Raw genomic sequence first — 18,301 nt, 5'->3', positions numbered from 1 at the left:
GTGTTAAAAATTACAAAGAGAAATACATTTCTTTCACATAACAAACTCTGTGTGTTTTAAACAAGTGAAACGCCTTTTTTAAGATTACAAAATCTATGTTTCTATGTGTTAAAAATTAATTACGCCCAACAAGTAAATTTATAAAATACTAAACCACAAAAGATAAAATGACACCAAGTACTATCCTTCTTCTTATTATCATTTATTTCGGAACACTATTCTATATCTCGCATAGAGTGAGCCGAAAGGATGATGGAAATGATGCTTTTTTTACAGCCAATAAAAACTCAAAATGGTATTTAGTTGCTTTTGGGATGATAGGAACTGCTCTTTCTGGAGTAACTTTTATCTCTGTTCCTGGAGAAGTTGGTGCTGCGAGTGGTGAACAATTCAAATATTTTCAGTTTGTATTGGGTAATGCAATCGGGTTTATAATAATTACAAAGTTATTATTGCCGCTTTATTACCGAATGAACTTAACCTCTATTTACGGGTATATAGAACAACGAATGGGGTTTTACAGCTATAAGACTGCAGCTTCTATTTTCCTGATTAGTAGAACCGTTAGTTCAGCATTCAGATTATACTTAGTGGTAATTGTATTACAGCGTTTTGTATTCGATTTTTATGGTATTCCTTTCGCTTTTACAGTATTAATGTCCTTAATTCTTATCTTTTCTTACACTTATAGAGGTGGACTAAAAACCATTATTATAACAGATACTTTACAAACGTTTTTCTTAGTTACCTCAGTTTTTCTTACCATCTATTTTATTTGTGATCGTATGGATTTAAGTGCTATTGGTGCTTTTGAAGAAGTTAAGAATAGTAATTACTCTAAAATATTTTTCTTTGATGATTTTCTGGGAAGCAAATTCCATTTTATAAAACAAATATTAGGAGGAATGTTTGTTACTATAGCAATGACAGGACTTGATCAAGATTTAATGCAAAAAAACCTGAGCTGTAAAAACATTGGCGAAGCGCAAAAAAACATGTTTACCTTTACAGGAATCTTCGTTATAATCAATATCTTCTTTTTAAGTGTTGGAGCTTTACTATACATTTATGCTAACAAAAACGGAATTGCAATCCCAACCGATTTAATTACAGGTAAACCAAGAACCGATTTACTTTTCCCAGAAATAGCCTTAAATCATTTAGCCACAATTCCGGCAATTGTATTCTTATTAGGAATTATTGCTGCAACATTTGCTACGACAGATTCAGCATTAACAGCATTAACAACTTCTTTTTGTGTTGATTTCTTAGGCATGGACAAAGCCGAAAATAGCAATAAGAAAAACTCAGTACGTACAAGACACTTGGTTCATATCAGCTTCTCAGCATTGATTTTCTTCGTAATAATCATTTTTAATTCCATCAATGATAGTTCAGTAGTTGGAATGATATTTAAGGTTGCATCCTACACTTATGGTCCATTATTAGGATTATATGCATTTGGATTGTTCCAGAAATCAAGAAATGTAAATGATAAACTTGTTCCATTTATCTGTTTATTATCTCCTTTCTTCACATATTTAATAAATGAAAATTCAAAAGTATTGTTTGCAGGATATGTATTTGATAATGAATTAATCGTGCTAAATGGTTTAATAACTTACTTAGGATTGTTCCTGACTAGTTCACGCAGTAGCGAAAAAATAAGTTTTTAACCCCCCTTAAAAACAAAACTAATTAACTAATCAATTGAACGCTTTTAAATAAGCTAGAGCCTGTTTAAAATTTAAACAGACTCTAAATATTCAATTGCCAAAAAATAATGATATGAAAGATTACTTTATAAAAATTAGCCTTTGTGCCACATTTTTATTTTTAATCACCAATTGTGGCGTTTCCAGAAAAAACAATACAGTTACAGATTCAAAAAATGATACCTCCCCAGCAGATACAGTAGTTTACATTGCTCCAAGTAAATCCGAAAAGAAAACATTCTTTAAAGATTCAGACAGAGAAACTGCTTGGGTTGATAGTATTTACAATAAAATGTCGGTTCAGGAAAAAATAGGTCAACTATTTATGATTTCTGCCTATTCTAATAAAGATTCTGTTCATACCAATCAAATCAATAAATTAGTTCAAGACTATAAAGTAGGTGGAGTTATATTTTTTCAAGGAGGTCCTGTTCGTCAGGCTAAATTAACCAACCAGTACCAATCTAAAGCAAAAGTTCCTTTGTTCGTAGGGATTGATGCCGAATGGGGATTGGGTATGCGATTAGACTCTACCTATCGTTACCCTTGGAATATGACTTTAGGAGCAATTCAGGATTTAAGTTTAATTGAAAATGTTGGAAGAAACATGGCCAATGAAAACAAACGAATCGGAATCCATTTTAATTTCGCTCCAGTTCTTGACATCAACACCAATCCTAAAAATCCTATTATCGGAAACCGTTCATTTGGCGAAGACAAAGTTAATGTAAGCGACAAAGCCATTGCCTTAATGAAAGGGGTGCAAAGTCAAGGTGTTTTTAGTACCGGAAAACACTTCCCTGGACATGGAGACACCTCAACAGATTCTCACCACGCATTGCCTTTGGTTAATTTCACAAAAGACAGACTTGAGTTAGTCGAATTGTATCCGTACAAACGAATCTTCGATGAAGGCTTAGTATCTGTTATGGTTGCACATCTTAATATTCCAAGTCTGGAACCAACACCAAATCTTCCATCTTCAGCTTCTTATAATGTAGTAACCAATCTGCTTCAAAAAGAATTAGGCTTTGAAGGTTTAATTTTTACAGATGGTTTAGCCATGAAAGGCGCAAGTAATTTTAAAGGCCCTGGGGATCTGGAAATTGCCGTACTACTTGCAGGAAATGACATTTTGCTTTGTTCAGAAAATGTTCCTGTAGCATTTCAGAAACTTGAAGTTGCCTATAACGAAGGGGTTATTACCGAGGAACGTTTGGCACATTCGGTAAAAAAAATATTGCATTATAAATTTAAAGCAGGATTAAACAAATACAAACCTATCGATATGGCAAACATATACGACGAGCTTAATCCGCCGCAAAATGATGCTTTGCATTATAAATTATACGAAAACGCTATTACCGTTTTAAAAAATGAAAAGGAAATATTTCCTATCAAAGATTTAGAACAAAAGATAGCGTATGTAAAACTAGGAGAAGATGTTAATAGTGATTTTGTTACTACTTTAAAAAAATACACAGAAGTTACCGAAGTTGCCAACACGAACATAGATAGCTTAAATAAAGAATTAAAAAAATACGACCTTGTTATTATTGGTTTTCACAAAGTAAATAAAACTTGGGAAAAACAAAATTTCACAGATACTGAACTGATTTGGTTACAAGAAATTGCAAAACACAATAAAGTGATTTTGGATATTTTCACAAAACCATATTCACTATTGCCAATCACTAATTTTGATGATATCGAAGGATTAGTAGTTTCTTATCAAAACTCAGATATCAGTCAGATAGTTTCGGCAGAATTATTATTTGGAGCCATCCCTGCCAAAGGAAAACTACCCGTGTCTATCAATACATCTTTTAATGTAAATGATGGTTTAACTACCGAAAAAATAAATCGTTTGGGTTTTACAAAGCCAGAAAATGTAGGTATGAATCCGCTTATTTTATCTAAAATTGATGCTATCGCACAAAAAGCAATTGATGGAAAAATGACTCCGGGAATGCAGGTACTTGTAGCTAGAAAAGGAAGTGTTATTTTCCAGAAATCATACGGTAGTCAAACCTATGATAATACCCGAAAAGTTACAAACTCAGATTTATACGATGTAGCTTCGATTTCAAAAATGATTTCGACATTGCCTAACGTAATGCAATTGTATGATAATGAAAAAGTAAACCTGGATACCAAATTAAAAGATATGGTGCCGCTTTTCGCGAAAACAAATAAAGAAAATATCAGCTTCAAGGATTTACTAACTCATTATGCAGGACTTCAGGCTTGGATTCCGTTTTACAAAGCAACGCTGGATAGCGAAGGGAAACCTTCGGCTAAATACTATCGCAGAGTAGCCGAATCTGATTTTTCTACAAAAGTTGCAGACAATCTTTTTATTAGAAATGACTATCATGACACCATCATGAAAATCATTGCCGATAGTCCTTTATCCTTAAAAAAAGAATACAGATATAGCGATTTTACCTTTATTATCCTGAAAGAATATTTAGAAAGAAAAACGCATAAGAAATTAGAAGTACTGAGTCAGCAAAATTTTTACAATACACTCGGAATGAACAATACGCTTTACAATCCTATAGACAGATTTGACAGAAGCAACATTGCTCCTACCGAAATTGATAATTATTTCAGACACCAGGTTATTCAGGGATATGTACACGATATGGCTGCAGCGATGGAAGGCGGAGTTGCGGGTCATGCTGGGATTTTCTCCAACGCTATGGATGTTGCTAAAATGATGCAGCTATTTTTACAAAAAGGAAATTATGGTAATAAACAATATTTCTCAGAACAAACATTTGATGCCTTTAATACTTGTTATTACGCCGACAAAGGAGTACAAAGAGGTTTAGGTTTTGATAAAAGAACAAACGAAAAAGGTCCTACGTGTGCCTGTGTTTCTCCATCTAGTTTTGGACATACCGGATTTACTGGAAACATAGCTTGGGTTGATCCAGAAACAGAAATTGTTTATGTATTTTTATCCAATAGAACCTATCCCGAAGTTATTAATGATGAGAATAAATTAGCTAGAGGAAAAATCCGAGAAGATATTCAGCAAATAATTCAGGATGCTATTATAAAATAAAAAACAGTTCTATTTATATCAATCAAAGGTTAAATAAAACCTGTATTAAATTTAACCATATAAGAAATATAAGTTCATATTAGAGTCTCCTCAAAATACAGTTTAAATGAACTTACATTACTTACATGGTTTAAAAAGGATATTAAAATGAACTTTTAAAAACAAAAATCATGAACACAAATCTGGAATCACTGTATAAAATTGCTCAAAAACCTTCCCGAACTATTATCGGATTAATGTCTGGTACTTCTTTGGATGGCCTTGATGTGGCTTTATGCGAAATCTCTGGTTCTGGTGAAAACACCGAAGTTCAATTAGTACAATTCGATACCATTGATTATTCTGAAGAAATAAAATCAGAAATCAGAACCGTATTTGCTAAACAAACCATTGATTTTCAAAAGCTAGTTTTATTAAATGAATGGATTGGGGTTCTTCATGCCAATATGATTTTGGAATGTTTAGACCGTTGGGGAGTTCCAACAGATAAAGTAGATTTGGTAGCCTCGCATGGTCAAACTGTTTTTCATGCACCAAAGATTTTACACCAACAAGAAAAGTTCCCAAACGCTACTTTACAAATTGGTGACGGAGACCATATTGCTGTCAAAACTGGAATTATAACACTGTCAGACTTTCGTCAAAAGCATCTTGCTGCAGGAGGCGAAGGAGCTCCACTTGCCGTTTATGGTGATTATTTCCTCTTTGGAAAAAAAGGAGAAAATCGTATTATGCTTAATATGGGCGGAATTGCAAATTTTACCTATTTGCCATCAAGCAGTAATCCCGAAGAAGTTTTTGTTACCGATACAGGAACTGGAAACACCTTAATCGATGCCTTTACCAGACTTTCATTTCCTGATAAAGCCTATGATAAAGATGCCGAAATCTCGAAACAAGGAGTAATAAACCTTTCGCTTTTAGAAGCTTTAAAAGCCGATGAGTTCTTCCTTGCATCTTTCCCTAAGACTACAGGCCCAGAGCTTTTTAATATCGAATATGTTCGAAAAGCCCAAACCGAAAGCAATACAAACGATATTTCTGTTGAAGATTTATTGGCAACCCTAACCCGATTTAGTGCCGAAACGATAGCCAGCGCCATACACACAGCTATAAACAACACAACACATCCTGTTGAAAGTTTTACGATTTATATGTCAGGCGGAGGCGCACATAATCCATTATTAGTAAGTTGGCTAAAAGAACTATTGCCTTGTACTTTTTTAAATACCGATGTTTTAGGAATCTCAGGAGATGCAAAAGAGGCAATATTATTTGCGATTTTGGCAAATGAAACTGTTTCTGGCGGAACATCAGATTTTGGAACACGCAAAGGAATTCCGTCTGTATCGATGGGTAAAATTTCTTTTCCAAGTTAAAATAAAGAACTATTAAAAGTTTCACTTTTAAATAATAAAATAAACCAAACCAATGACAAAAGAACGTTTAATTTCACTAGATGTATTTAGAGGATTTACGATTTTATTAATGACTATTGTTAATAATCCAGGAAGCTGGGCATCTATTTATCCCCCTTTAGAACATGCCGAATGGCACGGCTGTACTCCTACCGATTTAGTTTTTCCCTTTTTTATTTTTATAATGGGAACAGCAATCCCGTTTGCAATGCCTACAAAACATTTTGACTCAGGAGTTTTTAATAAAATTTTGGTTCGTTCCTTACGAATATTCTGTTTAGGATTATCTTTAAATTATTTCAGCCGAATTCAATTGTTTGGACTAGAAGGAATCCCTTTGTTACTTCTTAGATTAAGTATAACATTTGCTGTAGCCTATGCCCTTTTAGGAAACTTTACTTTAAAAATTAAAACATACCTCGTTTTTGGAATCTTTGCGTTATTATTATTCTTAGCATATAGCAAAATAGAAGCCTTTGAAGACGTAAGAATCCCTGGTGTTTTACAACGTATCGGAATTGTATATTTCTTCACTTCACTTTTATATCTAAAAACAAATTTAAAAACGCAACTTCTCGTTACGGCTTCAATTTTATTGGGGTACTGGATTTTGATGGCTTTTGTTCCCGTTCCCGGATTTGGTGCTGCCAATTTTGATAAAGGCACGAATCTAGCTGCTTGGTTAGACGATTTACTTTTAAACGGGCACTTATGGAGTTTCTCTAAAACTTGGGATCCAGAAGGAATTTTAAGTACTTTACCAGCTATTGGAACCGGAATTCTCGGAATGTTTATTGGACAAATATTAAACTTACAGATTACAAAAACCGAAATTCTAAAAAAATTAGCAATCTCAGGAATTGTACTCTTAGTTATCGGTATGCTTTGGAACATAATATTCCCAATAAACAAATCACTCTGGTCAAGTTCTTATGTTTTATATACCGCTGGTATAGCTACAATATGCTTAACCATATTATACTATATAATAGATGTAGCAAACTATAAAAAATGGACTAAACTATTTTTAATTTGGGGAGTAAATCCAATGATTGTTTTTTACTTCTCTGGAATAATCCCTAGAGTTTTGAGTTCTATTAAAGTTCATAGTCCAGATATAGCTACAGAAGAAATCAATCTTCAAGCCTTGATTTACAAATTTGGAATTACGCCTTGTTTTGAAAACCCATTGAATGCATCATTAGCTTATGCAATATCATACGCCATTTTTTGGTCACTTATACTTTGGGTTTTCTATAAAAAGAAACTGATTTTTAAAGTATAAAACATATAGTAAAGTTTTTTTAGTTTTTTGTTTTCTTGGATTGCCACGAAGTGCACGAATTTTAACGAATCAGAACATTCACTATGTTCAATTGACATAAAAAATTAGTGCACTTCGTGGCAATACTTTTCATACAGAAATCTATAAAATCATTTTAATCTGTGGCTAAAAATATAGTCAAGAATACATTTTAAAACACCAAAATGAAATTGAAACGATTGTTATTTGGATTGCTATTTATTGGACTTCTTTTCTCCTGTTCATCGAACAAGAAAAAAGACAATTCCTCAATTACATCAAGTAGCGATAAAGTTTTAATACGTGAGGATTTTAAAAAATATTTTGATAATTGTAATGTCGATGGCTCGATTTCGATTTATGACAATAACAATCATAAATGGATTTTATCCGACACTATCAATACAAAAAAGGAAACGTTACCAGCATCGACATTTAAAATCATTAATCTGCTTATTGCATTAGAAACAGAAACTATTGCTAGTGAGAATGAGATAGTGAAATGGCCAGGAAGTACCGATACTATAAAATATGATTATCGCCCTACTATTTATCATGATATAACGGTAAAAGAAGCTTTTGAAGTTTCGGCTGGTTGGGCGTTTATAGAATTAGCTAAAAAAATTGGCAAAGCCAATTACAAAAAATATTTATCCCTTTGTCATTACGGTAATCTTGACCTCTCACAAACAGATGCTGACTTTTGGAATTTTGGTGCTTTTGGAATTTCGCCAATCAATCAAGTGGAATTTATCAAAAGATTCTACGAAGGAAACCTTCCTTTTTCTAAGCGAAACATCGAAATAGTAAAAAAGGTCATGATAACCGAACAAAATCCAGAATATACTATTCACTCCAAAACTGGCTGGACTAGAGAAAATGAAATCAATACGGGTTGGTGGGTTGGCTACATCGAAAATAAAAGTGGGGTTTACTTTTTTGCAACACGCCTTATACAAGACAGAAAGCTAAATAGTACTAATTTCGGTCCTTGCCGAAAAGATATCACGAAGTCTGTGTTTAGGGATTTGGGGATTATAAACCCCTAACCTATTCCTACTTATTTAATTTTACATATAGTAAATGACTATACTTTCCTAAGTACAAATCATTTGGATAATTAAAAGTAATTATGTTACCGCTACCATTTAATTTTCCTTCTATTTTTCGATTTAAGAAACTAAACGCTATGATAATTCCGTCATCATTCATAGTTTTTTCAGCTTTCCAAGTACCTTTAGAATTTTCTTTTTTATCATAATTCTTTAGCTCAAAAGTTTTGTCTGGATTTAATAATAACAATCTATATTCTTTAACTTTAACTAATGAATCTCTTATTACAAATTTATCTATTTCGTACTTTCCTATTATTTGATTTTCATCAATTTTAGAAGAACAACCTGTTATAATTCCTAACAAAATAATTACATATAAATTCTTCATATTTTTAATTGTTTTCATGAATTCCAGTTGGTGTATTTCATTGGTTAACTGAATACAAAATCATTAAACCTATTCCTCTTTTGTTATCCGTTTTTTAGCAAATCTCAAAACTACTATTACTAGAATATCTAATACTATAGATCCTGCTATACTTAAATCTGTTTCGAGTGGTATTTTGTGACCTGAACCATGGGCAAGAAACCAAATTACGGCAAAAAACACAAGTAAGATGTAAAGCAATACCAACGCAATATTAATTATGATTTTCATTAGTTATTCTCTTTGTTTTAATTTTAAATTACTTCTGTTTTCTATTATGAAAAACATATTTATATTTTAGCTTCTTTTTATCAAGTAATGCATCACCCAAAACAACATCCTCAAATTTTAGTATTTCTATCTTATTTTCCATCTCATTTCTTGGATATGAATAATGAACATATACAGTAGAATTTATAATACTATCAATAGTAGGACGGTAATCTTCACCTCTTAACGTAATCTTTTCTATCAATAAATTACTATTTTTATCACATATTTTTAAATCTATAACTCTTCCAAATGTGCCTTGATTAACATAGCAGATTTGAACATTTTCTTTTTTAGCAGAATACTTCTGTATAATCATGTCTTCATCACCTTCTAAACATTGACACTCATTCTTATTCGCACAAGCATTTAAAAAGAAAACAATAACGAAAATATATTTTATACTTATCTGGTTTGTAAGCCCTAATGACATAGAAAACATTTTATTTTTTTGCATTGAATGCACACATCGTTCATGTATCATATATTATCCTAATCCAAAATATAAGTATCTACCTCAATTTCGGCGTCTAACTTATTTACTATCGCTAAGAAATTTCTATTAAAAGACATCACAACTCCATTATCTTTTACTATTTCTAATACAATATCAAACTTTATTGTCAATTTATTATTTTCACTAAATACTAGTATTTTGTCAACTTTATCAATAAATAACTTAACATATTCGTCTGATATTTCTTCAAAGTATATAGTGTCAATATTGTTAATAGAATACTCCCAAGCTGACTCTAATCTTTTCTTTTCTTTCTTATTGTTTTTTATTAAATCTCCTTTGTTCCAGCAAGCTGTCGGTGATATTCCAACAAGTTCAGTAAATTCATTTAAATTAAATACATCTCCATAGATTGAAAAAATTAATTTTATATGTGTTTTGGCAACCATGTATTTAAATTTTATAGGTTTTTAAAGTAATTTTTATGAAATGTGATAATCTAAAAAGAATTTTATAATATTAAATGTAAAACAATACCAACGCAATATTAATTATGATTTTCATTAATTATTCTATTTGTTTTTTATTGTTTTATAATATATTATCTCTCCATAAATTCTTCTATCAAAATCCTCAAAAGTTCTAAAGAGTGACCATCATTAGCACTATATAGCCTAATGATTCTTTCAGGATCAATATCTTTTAACCCATCCTCAGCATATTTTTCATGAATAAAATCTCTAAAAGAGTCAAAAAAATCGTGAACTACGGAATCACTTTTACCAATTGAATATCCTTTAAAAAAGATAAAGAAAGATTCTACATTATGAATTGAAAACATTGCTGGTCTTTTTGAAACAAATTGAATTAAATCAATATTTTCTAGTATTGTATTATTCTCCATTATCTTAAATTATTTCTTTAAATTATTCAATATCAAACACCTTACTTCTATCCTTATAAACTTTACCTCTTTTTTCAATCAAATGAAATGCTGACATAAAAACTATGGTTGCTACTATTTGATAAAAGATATCACTCAATTTTGTAAACTCCGCTAGAGCCAAATAACAAATGACCATTGATACTATTCCGATAATAAATCCATAAATAGAATATCTAATTTTATTCTTTTTACTCATTATAAAAAAATAGATAACACTCATAACAATAGTTACATGAAATCGTACAATTATCCCTCCGTCTTTCCCATGATAATAATCTAAATCGGGTAAATTTATCTTATAGTCTATATAAAAAATGACAAGTAAATTAATTAAAATCAATAGCAGGACAATAAAACTTCTTTTCATTTATTCCTTAGTTTTAAAAACTTAAATAGGCTTTAAATTTGTTTCTTTAATACGTTCGTTCCAAACTTTTTCTTTATACCAATTAGAAGATTTAATCTTAACATTATAAAATAAATATGCCCCTATCAAAAATATTATAACGACAAAGCTCAATAAAGTGCCTTTTAGAATCCTTTGTTTCATATTTTTTTTCTTTTACATCATGGTATTTCCCAAGAATAAGGCTTTTTATAATAAGGACTGATCCCTCCTCCATCACTTTTAATTGGACTTTTCTTTAACTTATCATACATATCTAAAACATTATTATAATCAAGATTGAGAAAAAATGTTTCATCTTTATTAATCAAATAATATTTTATCTCCTTATTTTTTAAATCATCTTCATATTTATAAGAACCATATTCTCCCATAGAATACAGAGGTAACAAATCTTTGTCTAAAAAAATAATTTCATATATACCGTACATAATTTTTTCATTAGGATTATAACCCACACCAAAATTATAAGCTTCATTGGTCTTAATACATAGTATAATATTTCTTTTTTTGTCAGAAAGAATTTTTATTTTTTCATCAAATCCAAATAATGAAAAATTACTATCATCATATTCTAGTTTTAAATTCAATCCCCATTTACCAGACGACACATCAGCATCACATATTTGCTTAGATTCCGTCATTTTCTCTATGTCTGTTGAGAAACGTATATTCTCAATGTTTTTACAATTGTCTTTACAGCTAATTATAAGCACCGAAAAGATTAGCATTAATAATTTTCTATATATCATTTTACTTTTTCATTAGCTTTCATAAATTTTATTTTTTAAAATTAATCTTCCCAAGTTAATACTTCATCTATTCCATAAAGAATATACATAACTTATAATCAATAACTTAATCATACACAAACTTATAGAAAAGCAGATAATAGCGAATTTGTCTGTAGTTTTATTTATGATAAGATAAGACATACTTTTAATTAACGATAATAGATTTATTAGAACAAGTTCTTGAAATAAAAAAGGAAAACGATTTAAAGATAAATTTATCATTGGAGAATAAATTAAATAAATAATATTTTTTCGTGTTGTGTTATTCAATAATAATCAATGTATTCGTATAGCATTGATTTTCAATTACATAAAACAACAAAACATCCAAAGCCTCATTTCCGACAGACTCTCAAAGTTTGTTATTGGCAGTATTATCTACAACAGGATATATGAGTTGTTTAAAATATCAATACCACGCCCCTTTCCCTAATATTTACTTAATAATCTAATTAATCTTATGAGAGGATTTATTACAAGAGAACAAGGACGACAACGTATTGATAAAATTGTCGATTTCTTAACCAACTCGGCCACTAATTACAAAGGAGTTTTTGCTCATTGGATAAATGGAAATACAGGTGTAACCATTCCATTTAGCGCAGATGACAATGGAGGTGATTTGGTCGAAACATCTTTTATGATGCAGGGCTTGATTACGGCACGTCAGTATTTTAACCAACCAATAGTAACAGAACAAGCTCTGGTTATTAAGATTAACATACTTTGGAACAATGTTGATTGGAATTATTTTACATTCGGATCAAACAAACTATACTGGCATTGTAACAATGAGCTGCAAAATGTAAAGAATTTAGGTATTGTAGGCTGGAACGAGTGTATGATTACGTATCTGTTGGCTATTGCTTCACCCACTCATGCTATCGATCCCAGTTTGTGGAAAAGCGGCTGGTCATCGGGCGGTACTTATAAAACCAAGAATCAAAAATTTTATGATATTACGCTTCCTATTGGAAACGGAAATGCAAAAGGTGGCCCTCTATTTTTTGCTCATTATTCATTTCTCGGATTTAATCCTAAAAATTTAAGGGACACTTATAATGATGTAAATTATTTTCAGCAAAATCAGGCTAATACATTAATAAACAGAGCTTATTGCGAACAAAACCCGCTTACATATACGGGATATGGTCAAAACAAAGCCTGGGGATTAACTGCTTCTGATGGCCCGACAAGTTACAGCGCCCATTCACCCGGAAATGACAAAGGCGTAATTGCCCCAACAGCTGCGATCTCCTCGATGCCATATACACCCAAAGAGTCAATAGCCGCCCTTAGATATCTTTATGAAAAGTTGGGAACGAAAATCTGGAACGAAAAAGCGGGATTTGTAGACTCTTTTAATGAGACTGCCAATTGGGTTGATGCTTTTAATCTGGCTATAGATCAGGGACCTATTATTTGTATGATTGAAAACTACCGTTCGGGCATGCTTTGGGATTATTTTATGTCGGCTCCCGAAATTCAATCAGCTTTAATCAAACTGCAGTTTAAACCTGATTATTATCCGCGTCCAATCATTAGGGAACCACTTTTACTGGATAATTTTGAAAACGGACAGATCAACTTTACCAATCAAATAAATACCAACCCACCGGGCGAAATGCAGATTACGGTGGTAAATAATCCGGACAAAACAGGATCAAACCAAAGTAATAAAGTCCTAAAACTAGAACGAGTTGCCAATACTAAAAAGTGGGCAGGATTTGTATGTAACCTAAATACGCCCCTCTCTGAGTACAAGTATTTATACATGAAATATTATCGTAATAATCCGAATTCTCAGATCAGACTTAATATTTCAACTGAATTCTTACCTCAAAGTCCATTAGATAAACAAAATGAATGGGGTGTGGCGGTTTTTGATTTATTGACGAACAAAGTTAAGGATATTACCAGATTTGGTATTCAGCCTGATTTTACTGATAATCGTGAAATTGGAGATATTGTTTATATTGATCAATTGACTTTTAGCGATACAGAAATTGATATTGATCCTTTCTACAACAACAATCCTAAAGAACTGATAACAACAGATGTTCAGACCAATTCTATTTCTTTATCATGGGATTCACTTCCAGGAATGACTTCATACGATGTATTTAAAGAAGATATTTTTCACGAAAATGTGACCACCAATTCAGTAACTATAAACAACTTAAATTCATTTGACATTTATTGCTTTTCGGTAAGAGGTCGGGATGATAACCAGAATCTTTTCACGAAGAAAAGTAACAATCTTTATATAACAACTAAAGAGACAAAGGCGCACAAAGATCAACGAATGGCATGGTGGCGTGAAGCAAATTTCGGGCTGTTTTTGCATTGGGGTACCTATGCCGGACTGGCTGGACATTATACAGGTCCAACTTTATTGAAAACAGGTACGTATGTGAATCCTAATTATTGGATGCAGGATTATTATTCGTGTTACCGTCCCGAATGGATTAATCCGGATGGAACTATTAAAATTGATCCCGCTACAGGAGAACCTTATAAACGCGGTAATGGTGCGGAGTGGATTATGTTTGCAGCCCAAATTCCCAGAGCTGAATACAAAACGCGTTGGCAGCAAAATTTTACCGCACAAAACTTTAATGCTACCGAATGGGTAACAATGGCAAAAGATGCCGGTATGAAATATATTGTTGTTACTGCTAAACATCACGAAGGTTTTGCGTTGATGCACACCCATCATGTGGGATACAATATTCAGGATGATACCAATATTTCAGTCGATGTTTTGAAAGATTTGGTCACCGAAGCTCATGCGGCAGGATTAAAAATTGGATTTTATTATTCGCAATGTCTGGATTGGATGAATCCGGGAGGAATGGGATGGATGCCTCAAAATAACACACCAAATCATCAAGCTTCTTATGAGGAAAAATCTCAATATACTAATACTATTGTAATTCCTCACCTCCAAACCATGATTAATGAATATGATATTGATCTTATTTGGTGGGATATGGGAGGCGGCAGCACGCCAGAATTCCGTTACAGAATGATGAAAGCCATTAAAAACATTCCAGGATCAGAACGCTTGATATTCAACAACCGAATGGTTGATGGTTTGACGGCAGACTTTACTACTCCTGAACAAAACATTCCCAATATGCCTCCAAACGGAGATGGAACAGATTGGGAAACCTGTATGACTATGAATGACAATTGGGGCTATGATGCTTACGATCCGCGTTGGAAAACCGAAAAAGATTTAATTCAGAAGTTAATTGATATTGTGAGCAAAGGAGGTAATTTCCTTCTCAATGTAGGTCCTAAAGGAGACGGAACATTTCCATCTGAAGCCATACAAAGACTTAGTGGATTTGCAGCCTGGATGGCTATAAATAAAATGGCCATAGAAAAAGTTCAGGCAAGCCCGTATACGAAACAATTGCCCTGGGGGCGAGTTACCCGCAAAATTGTAGACGGAACACAATACCTATACCTACATGTATTTAGCGATAATTGGCCAATAGATAGAAACTTAGTTGTTCCTGATTTGCGCGAAGGAACGGTTATCAAAGCATATTTTCTTGCCGATATTACCAAAACAGCATTAGATATAATGCCTAATGACCAAGGATCTGGATATGTTATACCTTTACCCGAAAATCCTCTGGATACCATCAGTACAACTATTGTGTTAGAAATGTCAGTTGTTGTAGAAATTCTCATCTCCTTTGTGAAACAATTCAAAGATGGCACACTTAATTTAAATGCGGTTGATGCTATTACAAGTGGGCTAAGTATTGAAAATGGACCACTATATAATCTCGGAGGATGGACTGATGATTCTAAATTTGCTACTTGGTATGTTGAAGTTACCCAACACGGAAACTTCTTCCTTGATGCAATTGTATCTGGCTATTCGGGACAGTTTATACTTAAGGTAAACGGGGTAGATCAAGGCCCTTATCCGTTTACAATTACAAAAAGCGGCTTAAGTAACTATCAGACCTTATCTATCGGAATGATTAATTTACCTGTTGGGGTTTATAACATCGAGCTACATCGTATTTCAAATGGAGGATGGGATCCTGTAAATGTACGTCAGATTTCGATTCATCCTTTCATAGACACAACTCCTATTATCAATCAAAATACCGATAGAACTCTTGTTCTCCCAGCACAAAACGCAATATTGCATGGTAGTGGCATCAAGATAGAAAATCCGCCTAACTATAACATTGGCTCATGGACAAATGCAGATGCTTATGTAGCTTGGAGAGTAAAAGTCAATGAAGCAAGTATTTACCACTGGAAAAGTGAACTGGCGGGGCGTTCTGGTAAATTTCAATTGATTATAAAAGACATTTCAAGTATTATGTACCCGTTTACAACAATTAGTAATAGTTTTACGGACTATCAAATTACAGAATTGGGTGATGTTTATCTTGAAGAAGGAATATATTATATCGAATTACACCGTATTTCCAACGGAGGATGGGATCCTGTTAATGTGCGTAACATTACTTTTTATCAAGATCTGCTTTAATAGGTAATTGATCTAATAAAAATAGTTATATATTAGTAATGACAGAAATGAGCTAATAACTGTATCTCTATTTGATAGAGATACAGAAACTATTTTATTACATCTAAAGATAGCTACTACTTGAAACAAAAAATACATCTGTAACACATTGATTGTAAATATGATTAAACTTGAAAAGCTGATTATTATTGGGATTGTAATACTTTGTAGTAGTTGCAATAAAAAAAATGAAGTTGTAAAACCAAAGATAGAACAAGACGTTAAAGACCAAAAGCATTTAGTTTTAGACTATCACAAAAATTATTTTAAAAAGCTACGAAAAGAAACGGATAGAATAGAAATTTCTCTCTATAAAATTAAAGGCTATATTTCGCAAGACACAACAAAGCTTGTTAGATTAGACAGAATAGTTGATACAAATAAAATAAATACATTTGATTCTTGGTTTGATTCAACAAGAAATGAAGGATACTGTTGCTGTCCCAAAACTCATTATATAATCGATTTATATAAGCAGCAAAAAAGACTAAAAAGGTTTAATGTTGATACTTTAAGAGTAAAAGATAAAGCCTTTATTTTCGATACGAGCTATCAAACATCTTATATAATTTCCCTAACTGTTTGGAACAATTTTATAACTGATTCCAGAGTTGTTTCTAGTAACAAATGAGATGAAATTTCAAAGACATAAAAAAACCTATTTCATTACGAAATAGGTTTTTTATTTTATGAACGCCTCGATGTGAAATTTGAACGTTTTACTTAAAGGTTTTCAAGCTTTAAGCGACTTAACAGAGGTATGAAAAGAAAGTATTTAATTTTTAAAGTTTATTACAAGCGCTAAATAAGCTTTAATCTCCTTAATTATGTAACTGATTTTTGAGAGCATACAACTTGCTTCTAAGATTTTTTAACATTAGAGGATCGGAAACTTTACCTTTAACCCTAGTTAAAAAAATGACTTCTCCAATAGTCATCTTTAGAGCATGACCTTGTTTATTAAAAAGTTCCGAAATCAGTTTTGAAGTTTGCAACATCGGGTGAATTGATTTTAACATACTGAAGAAAAAACCATTATTTCCATGAAAATATATAGGCAGAATAGGAACGTCAGCTTTACAGATAATTTTCCCTACCACAGGATGCCACTCTGGATCAGTGATTTCACTTGTCTTAAAATTATAAGATGAAACTTCTCCAGCTGGAAATATTGCAACAGGAATACCTTCAGATAAAGCTTTTAGTGTCATTTTTAATCCAGTGATACTCGCAGAATTTTGCAGATTTTCAAATGGATTTACTGCGATAATGCATTTTTCAAGATTTGGTATTTCCTTTAATAAAAAATTCCCCATATACATTGTATCAGGACGTATTTTTGCAATTGTACTTAATAAAGCTAATGATTCGATACCTCCATAAGGATGATTTGCAACAACAATAAAAGCTCCCTCACGAGGAATATTTAGTAATTCGGTAGCATCATATTGGACTTTTACACCAATTTTCATTAAAACATAATTAGCAAAATCTGCACCCTCAAGATTACCTGCTTCTTTTACAACAGTATTTAAATTGTTAATTTTCATTACTTTCATTAAATAAGAGGATAATCCCGGGATAGGAATTTTAGAAAGGCCAGCAGCTTCAGAAAATTTTTCTTTGGAGATCAATGTCATATATTATAGCTAATTAAGGTTGAATGCGAAAAACTAATAAAAAACCTAAAAGGAATGGAATTAGCAATAAGTTAATGTGTATTTGGGAACTTTGTTATTATGACTTGAAACTAGAATTTGAAGTTATGAAAAGGAGAGATGATCAATCATCTGCATATTCTTTATCGCAATCATGGGTAAAGATACTCTGATTTTACACGTGAACGTTGAATATGCAAATAAAACAATTTTAA

General features: G+C 32.1%; 15 protein-coding genes. 7 read left to right on the top strand and 8 right to left on the bottom strand.

Annotated elements, in window-relative coordinates; genetic code table 11:
* Positions 1–167: 167 nt before the first annotated feature.
* The 5 genes from SHI72_RS00980 (at position 168) to SHI72_RS00960 (ending at position 8,558) form a co-directional block, all read left to right on the top strand.
* Positions 168–1,676: a sodium:solute symporter gene (locus tag SHI72_RS00980; protein WP_039111542.1), complete on the top strand. Its 1,509-nt coding sequence runs from the start codon at positions 168–170 to the stop codon at positions 1,674–1,676.
* Positions 1,677–1,788: 112 nt separating this feature from the next.
* A complete protein-coding gene (locus SHI72_RS00975; protein ID WP_323488759.1) occupies positions 1,789–4,788 on the top strand; it encodes a glycoside hydrolase family 3 N-terminal domain-containing protein in 3,000 nt (999 codons plus the stop codon).
* 170 nt (positions 4,789–4,958) lie between these two features.
* Positions 4,959–6,167, top strand: coding sequence for an anhydro-N-acetylmuramic acid kinase (locus SHI72_RS00970; protein ID WP_323488758.1), 1,209 nt, complete (start codon positions 4,959–4,961; stop codon positions 6,165–6,167).
* Between the two features lie 52 nt (positions 6,168–6,219).
* Positions 6,220–7,491, top strand: coding sequence for an acyltransferase family protein (locus tag SHI72_RS00965; protein WP_323488757.1), 1,272 nt, complete (start codon positions 6,220–6,222; stop codon positions 7,489–7,491).
* Positions 7,492–7,694: 203 nt separating this feature from the next.
* Positions 7,695–8,558: a penicillin-binding transpeptidase domain-containing protein gene (locus tag SHI72_RS00960; RefSeq protein WP_086895289.1), complete on the top strand. Its 864-nt coding sequence runs from the start codon at positions 7,695–7,697 to the stop codon at positions 8,556–8,558.
* 7 nt (positions 8,559–8,565) lie between these two features.
* On the opposite strand, the gene SHI72_RS00955 is transcribed toward SHI72_RS00960, so the two are convergent.
* The 7 genes from SHI72_RS00955 to SHI72_RS00925 form a co-directional block, all read right to left on the bottom strand.
* Positions 8,566–8,952 carry a hypothetical protein gene (locus SHI72_RS00955; protein WP_323488756.1) on the bottom strand — a complete coding sequence of 129 codons (387 nt, stop codon included), beginning with the start codon at positions 8,950–8,952 and terminating at the stop codon, positions 8,566–8,568.
* A gap of 69 nt (positions 8,953–9,021) precedes the next feature.
* On the bottom strand, positions 9,022–9,222 hold the full coding sequence (locus SHI72_RS00950) for a hypothetical protein (protein WP_039119806.1): 201 nt from the start codon (positions 9,220–9,222) through the stop codon (positions 9,022–9,024).
* Positions 9,223–9,250: 28 nt separating this feature from the next.
* The gene (locus tag SHI72_RS00945; protein ID WP_323488755.1) at positions 9,251–9,694 is read right to left on the bottom strand and encodes a hypothetical protein; all 444 of its coding nucleotides are present in this window, start codon (positions 9,692–9,694) and stop codon (positions 9,251–9,253) included.
* 59 nt (positions 9,695–9,753) lie between these two features.
* On the bottom strand, positions 9,754–10,167 hold the full coding sequence (locus SHI72_RS00940; RefSeq protein WP_323488754.1) for a DUF4279 domain-containing protein: 414 nt from the start codon (positions 10,165–10,167) through the stop codon (positions 9,754–9,756).
* 152 nt (positions 10,168–10,319) lie between these two features.
* Positions 10,320–10,622: a hypothetical protein gene (locus SHI72_RS00935; protein WP_086895287.1), complete on the bottom strand. Its 303-nt coding sequence runs from the start codon at positions 10,620–10,622 to the stop codon at positions 10,320–10,322.
* Positions 10,623–10,644: 22 nt separating this feature from the next.
* Positions 10,645–11,031: a hypothetical protein gene (locus SHI72_RS00930; protein ID WP_086895286.1), complete on the bottom strand. Its 387-nt coding sequence runs from the start codon at positions 11,029–11,031 to the stop codon at positions 10,645–10,647.
* 200 nt (positions 11,032–11,231) lie between these two features.
* Positions 11,232–11,801: a hypothetical protein gene (locus SHI72_RS00925; RefSeq protein WP_323488753.1), complete on the bottom strand. Its 570-nt coding sequence runs from the start codon at positions 11,799–11,801 to the stop codon at positions 11,232–11,234.
* Between the two features lie 523 nt (positions 11,802–12,324).
* Between SHI72_RS00925 and SHI72_RS00920 the strand changes: the two genes are divergently transcribed.
* Positions 12,325–16,389 (top strand): alpha-L-fucosidase, encoded by a 4,065-nt coding sequence (locus tag SHI72_RS00920; RefSeq protein WP_323488752.1) that lies wholly within the window; start codon positions 12,325–12,327, stop codon positions 16,387–16,389.
* A gap of 160 nt (positions 16,390–16,549) precedes the next feature.
* Positions 16,550–17,059: a hypothetical protein gene (locus SHI72_RS00915; protein WP_323488751.1), complete on the top strand. Its 510-nt coding sequence runs from the start codon at positions 16,550–16,552 to the stop codon at positions 17,057–17,059.
* 190 nt (positions 17,060–17,249) lie between these two features.
* On the opposite strand, the gene SHI72_RS00910 is transcribed toward SHI72_RS00915, so the two are convergent.
* Positions 17,250–18,068 carry a hypothetical protein gene (locus tag SHI72_RS00910; RefSeq protein ID WP_052250148.1) on the bottom strand — a complete coding sequence of 273 codons (819 nt, stop codon included), beginning with the start codon at positions 18,066–18,068 and terminating at the stop codon, positions 17,250–17,252.
* Positions 18,069–18,301: the final 233 nt, after the last annotated feature.

Source organism: Flavobacterium sp. PL02, from assembly GCF_035013205.1.
Taxonomy (GTDB): Bacteria; Bacteroidota; Bacteroidia; order Flavobacteriales; family Flavobacteriaceae; genus Flavobacterium.
Note: the sequence above shows the minus strand (reverse complement) of the source record. Positions and strands in the feature narration are given on the sequence as shown.

Excerpts from the sequence above, each read along its gene's own strand:
- SHI72_RS00910 (WP_052250148.1), bottom strand. The coding sequence starts at position 18,068 with ATGACATTGATCTCCAAAGAAAAATTTTCTGAAGCTGCTGGCCTTTCT.
- SHI72_RS00955 (WP_323488756.1), bottom strand. The coding sequence starts at position 8,952 with ATGAAGAATTTATATGTAATTATTTTGTTAGGAATTATAACAGGTTGT.
- SHI72_RS00975 (WP_323488759.1), top strand. The coding sequence starts at position 1,789 with ATGAAAGATTACTTTATAAAAATTAGCCTTTGTGCCACATTTTTATTT.
- SHI72_RS00945 (WP_323488755.1), bottom strand. The coding sequence starts at position 9,694 with ATGTCATTAGGGCTTACAAACCAGATAAGTATAAAATATATTTTCGTT.
- SHI72_RS00960 (WP_086895289.1), top strand. The coding sequence starts at position 7,695 with ATGAAATTGAAACGATTGTTATTTGGATTGCTATTTATTGGACTTCTT.
- SHI72_RS00920 (WP_323488752.1), top strand. The coding sequence starts at position 12,325 with ATGAGAGGATTTATTACAAGAGAACAAGGACGACAACGTATTGATAAA.
- SHI72_RS00980 (WP_039111542.1), top strand. The coding sequence starts at position 168 with ATGACACCAAGTACTATCCTTCTTCTTATTATCATTTATTTCGGAACA.
- SHI72_RS00970 (WP_323488758.1), top strand. The coding sequence starts at position 4,959 with ATGAACACAAATCTGGAATCACTGTATAAAATTGCTCAAAAACCTTCC.
- SHI72_RS00950 (WP_039119806.1), bottom strand. The coding sequence starts at position 9,222 with ATGAAAATCATAATTAATATTGCGTTGGTATTGCTTTACATCTTACTT.
- SHI72_RS00930 (WP_086895286.1), bottom strand. The coding sequence starts at position 11,031 with ATGAAAAGAAGTTTTATTGTCCTGCTATTGATTTTAATTAATTTACTT.
- SHI72_RS00965 (WP_323488757.1), top strand. The coding sequence starts at position 6,220 with ATGACAAAAGAACGTTTAATTTCACTAGATGTATTTAGAGGATTTACG.
- SHI72_RS00935 (WP_086895287.1), bottom strand. The coding sequence starts at position 10,622 with ATGGAGAATAATACAATACTAGAAAATATTGATTTAATTCAATTTGTT.
- SHI72_RS00940 (WP_323488754.1), bottom strand. The coding sequence starts at position 10,167 with ATGGTTGCCAAAACACATATAAAATTAATTTTTTCAATCTATGGAGAT.
- SHI72_RS00925 (WP_323488753.1), bottom strand. The coding sequence starts at position 11,801 with ATGCTAATCTTTTCGGTGCTTATAATTAGCTGTAAAGACAATTGTAAA.
- SHI72_RS00915 (WP_323488751.1), top strand. The coding sequence starts at position 16,550 with ATGATTAAACTTGAAAAGCTGATTATTATTGGGATTGTAATACTTTGT.